The following is a 10,262-nucleotide window of genomic DNA, read 5'->3' as shown; positions in this document are numbered from 1 at the left end:
TCAACACCGAGGCCGGTCAGCCACAAACCCCCAAAGTCGTCCAGTTTCCCTCCACGCAAACATTTTCGTCAGCCCAGTCAACGGCGGGGGGCCGCCATGCTACTTTTCGTTCGGCGCGTTGGGTGCCGTGTGGACGTGCGGGGTGAGTCCACGGCGGGGGGCCGCCATGCTACTTTTCGTTCGGCGCGTTGGGTGCTGTGTGGATGCGCGGGTGAGTCCACGGCGGGGGGCCGCCATGCTACTTTTCGTTCGGCGCGTTGGGTGCCGTGTGGACGCGCGGGGCGATGCTCAGCGCGGTTAAACGATTTTGAAACTGTTTGCTGCGTTGGGTAGATCCCTTGCTTACGCAGCGGGATGCCATTGTCGTGCGAGTTTAGAGAAGCGGCGCGACGAACCAGTACGAAAACGCTGCGACGATCGGTGGGATGATCAGCGGGACCAGCGTGTTGGTCTCAAACGATCCGAACCAAACGTGCAGCGGTCGAATGTCGCCGTTGGAATCGCGGATGACCGAGATCATTACTCGCAGCCATTGGACAAACACGGTTGCACACGCGGCGGTTCCAAACATGACATAGATCAGGCGTCGGTCGGGGACTTCGCCTGTTTTGGAAAAGATCCAGTAAGTCAAACCGGCGGTACAAAGCGCACCGAAGACGATCGCGAAAATGGTGGACACCAGTTTATAGCGATTCTTTTGCGGGCGACTGTGCCACAACCATTCGGATCGGCCCGAAGACATGCAGTCTTCGCAAGATCGGCATTTGTAAACCGATGGGCCTATATCACCGCTCAAAGCTTCAACATTGAAGCCCAGCAGTTTGTGGCAATTATTACAAATGATCCGTGGCATGAGCACCTAACGAGACTCCCTAGTAGCGAGAATTGGCCGCTCGACACAAAAGCGTCGATGTTCACCCGATCCACCGTTACAGTAAAAGCGTAATCGGTGTACGGATCCCGGATGCTTTTGCCGGATCCAAATTGGATTGTTTTCGCTACTGGTGGGCCGGTTGTAACAGTCGGGCTTATTCCCCGTTAATTGTGACAACGACTCGGCGAGCCCCCCCATGGTCTCGATGTTCACAAAGATAGATTCCCTGCCAAGTCCCTAGCATCAGTTTACCCGATCCAATCGGAACCATAAGGGATGCACCCATCATTGACGCTTTGACATGCGCGGGCATGTCATCGGGCCCTTCCAGTGTATGCACGTACGGCAAATCTTCGGGGACGGCGTGGTTCATCGCTGTCTCGAAATCAACACGAACGTCCGGATCAGCATTCTCGTTGATCGTCAGCGATGCACTGGTGTGTTGGATAAAGACCTGCATCATGCCGGTTTGGACTTGATCGATCTCGGGCATGGCATCGACGATCGTGCGAGTGACCAAATGGAAGCCCCGCGAACGAGCGGGAAGTTGAAAAGTCCGTTGAACCCACATTGTCGGCTCCAATATCGTGGAAGAATCTAAAAAAAAACAAAAATAGTTTGCATGGTCGCGAAATGTCGTTTCGGTCCGCTTCGATCGTTTCGGCCAAAGGATGCTAGCATGCATTTTCCACGTTGAGGTTGACAGACCACCCATCGGCAAGGCTTTGATTGTTCCGCGAGATCATTGGAAGGAGACTTATCGCCCCCTAGTGCGTTCTGCCGCGTAGCATGCGTCTGAGTTTCGCTTGATTAAAACGGCAGACTACCCTTTCGTAACACCTTGCCTGGCTGAGCTATCTGTCGCTCAGTTTGGCCGACCGAGACAAGTGGAGAGCAGAATTTTCTTGACCTTTACGCGGAAACGTCAATAATCCGTCTGTGCGTTTACGGTGCTGTCAAGGAGAGGACGGCATTTGTGAGATTTGACGCGAGCGGTTGTGATGGAGTCACGGCAGTTCAAGCGTCTGTTATTTGGGAAAAGAGATATATGAGCCAGTGCAAGAACGTCTTTGAAGCCATCCTTCGTTATGGCCACGATGAAGACTTCGTGCCACAAGAGGACCACGATTTCTCGGCAACTGATGCTCCGGCAGGCAGCCCCGACAAAATCGAAGTTCTCCGTCGTCGCGTAGAACTGGGACAACCTCTTTGGCACACCACCGACCGCGTGGATTACAGCGGTTTGACGGGAGCAATTCGTCCTCGCGAATAGAGAACGAACTGCATAGGTTTTTGAACATCGAAGCCCTCGGCCTTGGCCGAGGGCTTTTTTTGTTTCAGTGGTGACGGCCTACATTCCCTAACGCATTCTCACCAACCCATCACGTAGCCAAAGACCAGCGGTGCGCAGATCGATGCGTCGCTTTGGATCATGAACTTGGGTGAGGTTTCGTCGATCTTGTACCACGTGATCTTCTCGTTGGGCACCGCGCCGCTGTACCCGCCGTAACTGGTCGTCGCGTCGCTGATTTGACAGAAATAGCTCCACAACGGCACGTCACGTTTCAGATCCTGGATCAGCATTGGCACGACACAGATCGGAAAGTCGCCCGCGATGCCGCCGCCGATTTGGAAGAATCCAACCGGATGATCGGCGGTCGTGGCTTCGTACCACTCGGCCAACTTCTGCATCTGTTTCGTTCCCGGTGCGATGCCGTTGTGGTTGGGGACGCTGCCGTCGATGACGTGGGCGGCGTAGATGTTGCCGAGTGTCGAATCTTCAAAACCGGGCGTGAAGACCGGAATGCCGGCATCCTTTGCCGCCGCCACCCAACTGTTTTCGCGAGGGACTTGGTAATGCTGGACCAACCCATCGTCGTCCAACAAGTCGTACATGAATTCGACCGGCATCCTAGCCTCGTTGCCCGTCGCGGCGGCGTGCCACATCGGAACCAGGCGGTCTTCCAAGTGTCGCATCACGGTTTCGGGAATGCAGGTATCGGTGACACGGTTGAATCCGCGGTCTCGCAACGCGACTTCGTCCTCCGCCGAAAGGGCACGCCAGTTTTCGACGATTTCGTATTCATTGTGCGCGACCAAGTTGAAGATGTCTTCTTCTAAGTTCGCAGCGGTGCAGGTGATCGCGTGAACCTTGCCTTGGCGAATCATTTCGGCCAACGAGATCCCCAGTTCGCCAGTGCTCATCGCGCCGGCAAGCGTCACCATCATCCGGCCGCCGGTTTCATCGCCAATGAATTCGCGATAAGCCTTGGCGGACGCCAGTAGTTCGCGAGCGTTGAAGTGACGAAAATGGGTTTCAAGAAATTCGCTGACGTTCATGGAGAGTCTGTGTTTGCTGGCGAGAGAGATGTTCCGAGAGTGGAGTAAAGCCGTTTACGCTCGTGTTAAAGTATCGACTTATCACCCAACTCTAAACCCGCCCTAAACTGGCCGTCGTTGCCTGCCGCTGGTCAATCTCCTATTCTGCCTGTATTGCCGACGACTCATTGCCGGAGCTTGGCCCAACGCCGTGAAGAGTTTCTAAATCGTTTAACCGCGTGGGCATCGCCCCGCGAGTTGTGCTGGCCCGAACGCGCGGGGCGATGCCCAACGCGGCTAAACGAACTAACACGTTTTTTACGGGATCAAAACTCTTCGCGGCGTTGAGCTTGGCCCCTTACCTGATTGAATCCCCTTGCCCCCGACACCCGCACCGTGACCGACACTCACTACGATACGATCATTATTGGCGCGGGGATGAGCGGGTTGGCGGCCGGGATTCGATTGGCCCACTTTGATCAACGCGTTTGTATTCTGGAACGCCATTACACGATCGGCGGCCTGAATTCGTTTTACCGAATGGGTGGGCGAGACTACGACGTTGGCCTGCACGCGATGACCAATTTTGCTCGCAAGGGCGACAACAAAAAAGGCCCGCTTTCAAAACTGATTCGGCAGCTTCGGTTTCGCTGGGAAGATTTCAAGCTGGCGGAACAGATCGGTTCGTCGATCCGTTTCCCAGGCGTGTCGCTGGACTTCACTAATGACATCGAGCTGCTGGAAACTGAAATCGCGAAACAGTTCCCGAGCGAAATTGACGGGTTCCGGTCACTGGTCGGATCGCTGCTTGACTACACCGACATGGACGGCGACGCCCCCAACTTTATGCGAAGTGCCCGCGAAGTCATGCGGGAACACATCAAAGATCCGTTGTTGATCGAGATGCTGATTTGTCCGTTGATGTGGTACGGCAACGCTCGACAAGACGACATGGATTTTGGTCAGTTCTGCATCATGTTTCGCGCTTGTTACTTGGAAGGCTTTGGACGGCCGTTCAAAGGCGTTCGCGTGATCCTGAAAAACCTGGTCAAGAAGTTTCGCGGTGTTGGTGGTGAATTGAAACTTCGCAGCGGCGTGGCCAGCATTCGTGTTGATCATGGACGCGCGGTCGGTGTCGTTTTGGACAACGGTACCGAATTGACGGCTGACCGAATTTTATCGTCGGCCGGTAATATCGAAACGGCTCGGATGTGTGATGACATCACTGCCGTTGATGTCGCCAAGGCTGGGCAGCTATCGTTTATCGAGTCCATTTCGATCCTGGATCGACAACCGGTGGATTTTGATTTTGATCGCACGATCGTGTTCTATAACGATAGCGAAACGTTTCATTGGAAACGGCCAGATGATTCGATCTGTGACGCGCGGACCGGCGTGATTTGTTCGCCCAACAATTACATCTACGATTCGGATGAAGGCAATTTGCCCGATGGAGTGATACGAATCACGACGCTGGCGAATCACGATCAGTGGTCCGCGTTGCCGGACAAGAAGTACCAGGCGGAGAAGGTGATTCAGTATGACGAGGCCGTCGCGTCGGCGGTTCGCTTTATGCCCGACTTCCGATCGTACGTGATCGACACGGACGTGTTCACGCCCAAAACGATCCGCCGGTTTACCTGGCACGACAACGGAGCGGTCTACGGCGCGCCCGAAAAACAGCTAGACGGCACGACACATTTACCCAACGTCTTCTTGTGCGGAACCGATCAGGGATTTGTCGGAATTGTCGGTGCGATCGTCAGCGGCATCAGCATGGCCAACCGGCATTGCATGCAGGTTTAGCTTGAACTTTCAAAACGACAAGGTTTGTTGTTCGCTGCCGCTGAATCGTTTGACGTATTTTTTGAGTCGCAGTTTTTTCGCGGCACTGTCGCTGGTCATGTAGCGAACGCTTCCGAAAATGGGCCGTTTGGGGCCCCAGGCGCGGTCGTATCGCCCCAAGACCCAGAAAATGCCGCTGTAAGAATTTGGGTCACGGCCATCGAGCCCATATTTATTGTTCAGGTGTTCCATGATTTGCAGTGCATCGTGCGGCGTCTTCGTCCAATGCAGGATTTTCTTGCCCCACAGCATCCGCATGTAATTGTGCATCACACCGGTTTGCACCAATTCTCGCTGAGCCGCATTCCAAAGAGGATCATGCGTGGATGCCGATTCGAATTCGTCCAGCGAATAAATGTACGGTCGCTCATCGCTGGTGTGTTCCGCTAGCGTGGTCTGCGCCCAACCGGGCAGCGATTCAAATTTGTCGTAGGTATCGGGTTGTCGAAACGACAGATTGAAACCCATTTCCCGCCAAGTCAGCACCTGGTCCAGGAAGGCCTCCGCCGGTTCGCTGGTGTTCCAAAAGCCGTTGTTTTTTCCGTTCGCAGCGGACGCTTTGTCAGGTGTCCAATCTTCGTTGTCAAAAATCGCGGCAACGATTTCATGGGCCGAGATATGTCCAAAGTGCAAATGTGGGCTAAGCCCGGTCGTTGCATGTTCGTCGGGATGATTGCGATCGTCGTTGTAGACATCAATCGTTTGGCTGACAAATTTGGTCAAGCGTTGACCGCCATCAACAAAACCGCCCGCAACGATGGGACTAGGCGCGACGTCGTGATCGATCGGAATTTTGGCAAGACCGCCGTCGGCTAAAAGCTTATCCAAATTCGCCGCGGGCCACTTCTTTGTGATCTTGGTCGGCAAGGAATCCAGTCGCGGTAAATCCTGACCGGCCAACGGATCTTCCGACGGTATTTCGACCAACGCATCCAGAATGTTTTTCTGCATCCAACGTCGGTAACTGTGTGCAACGGTGAAAGTTCGCTCGGGTGTCCGCAGCGGCATCACACCGTTGCTATCGACCAATTCCAATCTCGCCGGAATGCGATCTTTCACCGCCTCGATCATGTGAGGCAAAAAGAAGCACGGGTATTCATCGGTCACCACAGTGCAGGCTTGCTTTGCCAATCGATGCAGCAGCGGTGATCCCGCGCCCGGTTTGGGTTCAACGTACGGATAGTAGGTGACAGGTAAATCAGCAAAGTGTTCGGCGTTGTCCCGCATGCCTTCGATTACAAAGCGATGCAAGCGGTCACTGGCCCATCGATAACGAGTTCGCAGAGGCTCAAAAACAACCAGCGGCTTGCCAAACTGTTTCGCTCGATCAACGGCATGTTGGAGTGCAAAATTGTACCGTGGACGCCGAAACGCAATCATCCAGTACAAGACGTAATCACCGTCTTCACGCACCGCTGTTTCGTTGGCATAGGAATGCCGGATCTTGGGAATAGCCATGGTGAAAAGTTTGAAGGGTGAAGGGTGAAAAGCTGCAATCAACTGTTTAACCGCGTGGGCATCGCCCCGCGCGTCCGGGCCAGCACAACGCGCGGGGCGATGCCCACGCGGTTAAACGAACTAACACGTATTTTCCGGGACCAAAACTCTTCACGGCGCGGGGCGATGCCCACGCGGTTAAACAGTTTAGGGATAGAACGGAATTTATTCCGCTGCATTAACAGAGATTGTTCTCAATTAGGAATTGCCCGGGAAAAATTTCAGGAGCCTGGGTTCGACAAGATCCCTCGCTTACGCGTTCGGGTTGGGAAATCGGGAAGTTGTTTTGGGACAGTTCATCAGCGGAATGAATTCCGTTCTTCGTTAGCCTTCTTCACCAGATTCTTCCCCAGTCTTCTTTCGCTTGATCATCACAATTTGGTTGCCGCATTCGTTGTGCTGTACTTCGTCCATGAAGGCGTCGATCATGAATAAGCCGCGTCCACCCATCATTTCTAAGTTCTCGGGATCGGTTGGGTCGGCTACTTTGCCACAATCAAAACCAGGGCCTTCGTCAGCGATCGTAAACTTGACCTGCTCGGGCGTCGCGTCCATTTGAACCAAGACCCGTCGATCCATATAGGGCGACTCGTTGGTTCGTTTGGCGATCAGTTCTTTGTAAGGCTCACCATCGCCGCTATGCCTTAACTCGGACGATACTTCTAAGTTGCCGTGGATCATCGCGTTTAGTAACGCTTCGTCCAGAGCCATCGCCACCTGCATTCGTTCGCCTTCATCAAAAATGCCCAACTCCTTCATCGGCATTTCCAAGCGGGCGATCACGCTGGGGACGATGCTTTCGTCGTTGACCAACGAAAGTTTCAACGTTGATTCGATGGTGTATCGAGCCAACTGCTGAACCGACCGAGACGCTTCGCTGACCAGCAAGACTTGGCGGACGACTTGTGCCAGCGTTGATTGCAGATGACGTTTGGGAACGTAGCTGGCGGCTCCTCGTCGAAGTGCATCCGCGGCGACCTCTTCGCTGCCATCGCTGGTCGTCAACACGACGGGAATCGACGGAAAGTTGCCACGCATGACCTCCACCAATTCCAGCCCCGACATACCGGGCATCTGCAAATCGGTGACGACCAATATCGGTGAATCGCTTTCAACGGCGGCCATCGCTTCTTCGCCGTTGGACGCGGTTTCGACTTGAAATCCATCCTGTTGCAGGATGATTTTCATGTGACTTAGCTGGGTCGGGCTATCGTCTACGATTAATAAGTGGGGAGAATCAGCCATGCAGAATCAAATTTTGATAAACGGAATCGCCTACGGCGTAGCGTGCCACCGGTTCATATCCTAACCTCTTGCCGGTCCTGTATGTAGGCACACCCCTTATCCTCACGAGAACAAAACAATTGATGAAACGGTTGCGTCATCTACGACCGGCTTTCCCGTTTTTAGCGGCCTGCTTTGGCTTGTTGGCGGCGATTGGACTGTACGTGATCGGCCTGGCATGGGTTCAAGCATCAGGAAGTTCGCTTTTTTCCCCAGCAGATTTGTTCGTTCCGCGGCTAATTGATGTCACGGTGGTTCTTTGGTGTTTTTGGATCGGTTCCTCGATCGGCAGCTTTTTAAATGTGGTCGCTTGGCGAATGCCTCGGGGGGAAAGCATCAATGGCCGGTCCCATTGCCCGCGATGCCTAGCCAAGCTGCGAGCGATCGATAATTTTCCCGTTTTCGGATGGCTGCGACTCGGTGGTCGCTGTCGCACGTGCCACCTGCCGATCTCGTCTCGCTATCCCATCGTCGAATTGGCGGTCGGGCTAAGCATGACCCTGGTCGCGGTCGGTGAACTGTATCAAATCAGCCTGCCTGGCATGACGGTTTATGGGTTCGGCGGCCCCTTGTGGGCACCCCGAATCAGTACCGATGTCTTGGTCATGCTGACCTTTCATGTCTACGCAGTGACGATCGCTTGGGCATTCGCTCTGGTCCGATTTGATGATCAACGTTTACCCGCCCGTTTGGTTGTTTGGGGATTGGTCCCGCTGATCATCGCGATGCTGGTCCTGCCGGGGCTGGGCATTACGTCCTGGCGAGCCGCCGCCGGCACCGGGTTGCCGGCGAAGGGTTTAACGACGCTCGAGCTAACGGGAACAAGCCTGTACGTTGACGGTTTTTTGCGAGTCCTAACCGCGCTGGTCGCCGCCGCGATCCTGGGGCGATCGCTCGCCAGAGGTTTGTGTCCAACGGCCGATCCGAAAATGAATCCGCTCGGTAAATCGACCGCTGAATTAATGGATGTGATTGCCATTTTGGCTGTCCCCAGTTTGGTGTTTGGCTGGCAAACCGTGATCGCTGTCGTGGTCGTCGCGTCAGTCTTGGCAGCGATTCTGAAACGCACGTTTCTATCATCAACCAAACCGCTCGGCTGTTTTGCAATCGCCATTTGTGTCAGTTCGGCGATCCAGTTGCTGTTTTGGAATCGCCTGAATGGCTTTCAGTACTGGCCATCGCCATCCAGTACACCCATGGTGATCCTTGGCTGGTCAGCGATGATCTTGCTAATTCCGATTTGGCTTGGCGGGCCAGCAAACCGTGTACGAATCAACGTCGCCGATTCAGAGATTGATTCAGAAAACGATTCCGAGACCTAACGGGCCTGTTTGTTTGATTTCCAGGATTTGCTGATCGCGTTTTTTCAGATTCCCCGCTTGTCGTTTCGTCCATGACGCCGCCATCGTTCGGGCCACGTCATACTGCAACGCGGGTTGGTCCGCTCCATCGAAGAGCACCTTGCGAGATTGATCGACCGACATTGGTGATCGGTCCATCCAACGCCGTGATGCATCCGGGCGAACGAAAAACGGTGACCGATGATGTCCGTGCTCCATGACGAACGGGATCGCAGGCCGCATGACCAGGCTCATCGAAAGCTCGACCGGCCCGCAGTCAGGCTTCCCGCTAAACGAAAAGATCGCGGCCGCCAACAAAACGTTTCCATTGGTTTGAGCGAAATTGACTTCACTGCCCGCCTGCGGTCCCCAATAACAAGGTTCGCGAAAGGAATTCATCGGGACGACGCAACGATATTTCTGAAACGATTTTTTCCAAGTCCATTTTTCGATCGACTCAACTCTCGCGTTGTTCAGCGCGGGCCCGCTGCCTTTGTTGCCGAATCCGAACTTCATCGGTCTCAGTTCTAAAACCCCATCGCGGTTAACGGCCAGCACCGGCGCGATCGCACCGGGAAAGATTTCTTCGGCGTAATCGAAGTCCAGAGCAATCTGCGCGTCAAGCTCCGCAGCAAGCTCACGCAAATTGGTTTTGATGTTGTATCGATTGCACATCGGTGGAAAGTCGCCGGCAACAACGTGGAACTGAATTCATTCCGTTCGGCGTCGATTCGGCGTCCAAAAGAAAGTAGGGCTGGCAGGACTTGAACCCGCGACCTAGACATTATGAGTGTCCAGCTCTAACCAACTGAGCTACAGCCCCAACTTACGTAAGATATTAGCTTTCAGTGCAAATGCGGGCTAGTGGTTTGGGACGGCTGAAAGTTAGCTTTGGCTGCAGTGGATCTTGCTAAAGAACGAGCGGGGAATAAGTGTCGCCTTTCGCAAGGAACGTCGTATTAATTACTGCGTGTTAGGCCCGGAGGGCCGGCAGCTCTCTGCCGGGGATGTAAATCCCCGGATGGCAGCGTTATCTCTCACTCTTTCTCTGTAACCAATTCTCTGGCTCGGTTTCGCGGCTACGCCGCGAGATCGGAAGAGCA

At 54.2% G+C, this 10,262-nt stretch carries 9 protein-coding genes and 1 tRNA gene; 3 read left to right on the top strand and 7 right to left on the bottom strand.

Annotated elements, in window-relative coordinates; genetic code table 11:
• Positions 1–373: 373 nt before the first annotated feature.
• Together RC85_RS23365 and RC85_RS23360 are read right to left on the bottom strand one after the other, a co-directional pair.
• Complete coding sequence (locus tag RC85_RS23365) at positions 374–742, bottom strand: hypothetical protein (RefSeq protein WP_068267158.1); 369 nt, start codon at positions 740–742, stop codon at positions 374–376.
• Between the two features lie 286 nt (positions 743–1,028).
• On the bottom strand, positions 1,029–1,445 hold the full coding sequence (locus tag RC85_RS23360) for a secondary thiamine-phosphate synthase enzyme YjbQ (protein WP_068267161.1): 417 nt from the start codon (positions 1,443–1,445) through the stop codon (positions 1,029–1,031).
• Between the two features lie 477 nt (positions 1,446–1,922).
• Between RC85_RS23360 and RC85_RS23355 the strand changes: the two genes are divergently transcribed.
• A complete protein-coding gene (locus RC85_RS23355; RefSeq protein ID WP_068267157.1) occupies positions 1,923–2,147 on the top strand; it encodes a hypothetical protein in 225 nt (74 codons plus the stop codon).
• 98 nt (positions 2,148–2,245) lie between these two features.
• Here RC85_RS23355 and RC85_RS23350 read toward each other — a convergent pair whose 3' ends face one another.
• Entirely contained in the window at positions 2,246–3,214 is a 969-nt protein-coding gene (locus tag RC85_RS23350; RefSeq protein WP_068267156.1) for a deoxyhypusine synthase family protein, read from the bottom strand.
• Between the two features lie 375 nt (positions 3,215–3,589).
• On the opposite strand from RC85_RS23350, the gene RC85_RS23345 reads away from it, so the two are divergent.
• Positions 3,590–4,999, top strand: a complete 1,410-nt coding sequence (locus tag RC85_RS23345) for a phytoene desaturase family protein (protein ID WP_235033168.1) — start codon at positions 3,590–3,592, stop codon at positions 4,997–4,999.
• A gap of 9 nt (positions 5,000–5,008) precedes the next feature.
• Here RC85_RS23345 and RC85_RS23340 read toward each other — a convergent pair whose 3' ends face one another.
• Both RC85_RS23340 and RC85_RS23335 read right to left on the bottom strand, forming a co-directional pair.
• Complete coding sequence (locus RC85_RS23340) at positions 5,009–6,496, bottom strand: cryptochrome/DNA photolyase family protein (protein WP_235033167.1); 1,488 nt, start codon at positions 6,494–6,496, stop codon at positions 5,009–5,011.
• Positions 6,497–6,859: 363 nt separating this feature from the next.
• A complete protein-coding gene (locus tag RC85_RS23335; RefSeq protein WP_068267155.1) occupies positions 6,860–7,780 on the bottom strand; it encodes an ATP-binding response regulator in 921 nt (306 codons plus the stop codon).
• 122 nt (positions 7,781–7,902) lie between these two features.
• On the opposite strand from RC85_RS23335, the gene RC85_RS28905 reads away from it, so the two are divergent.
• Positions 7,903–9,141, top strand: a complete 1,239-nt coding sequence (locus RC85_RS28905) for an A24 family peptidase (protein ID WP_068267154.1) — start codon at positions 7,903–7,905, stop codon at positions 9,139–9,141.
• Here the strand turns inward: RC85_RS28905 and RC85_RS23325 are convergent.
• The gene (locus RC85_RS23325) at positions 9,118–9,834 is read right to left on the bottom strand and encodes an SOS response-associated peptidase (RefSeq protein ID WP_068267153.1); all 717 of its coding nucleotides are present in this window, start codon (positions 9,832–9,834) and stop codon (positions 9,118–9,120) included. The genes RC85_RS28905 and RC85_RS23325 overlap by 24 nt on opposite strands.
• Before the next feature lie 74 nt (positions 9,835–9,908).
• A tRNA-Ile gene (locus RC85_RS23320) sits at positions 9,909–9,982 on the bottom strand.
• Positions 9,983–10,262 lie beyond the last annotated feature (280 nt).

The organism is Rubripirellula obstinata (genome assembly GCF_001642955.1).
GTDB classification, from domain to species: Bacteria; Planctomycetota; Planctomycetia; order Pirellulales; family Pirellulaceae; genus Rubripirellula; species Rubripirellula obstinata.
This window is presented reverse-complemented; position numbering and strand designations above follow the sequence as displayed.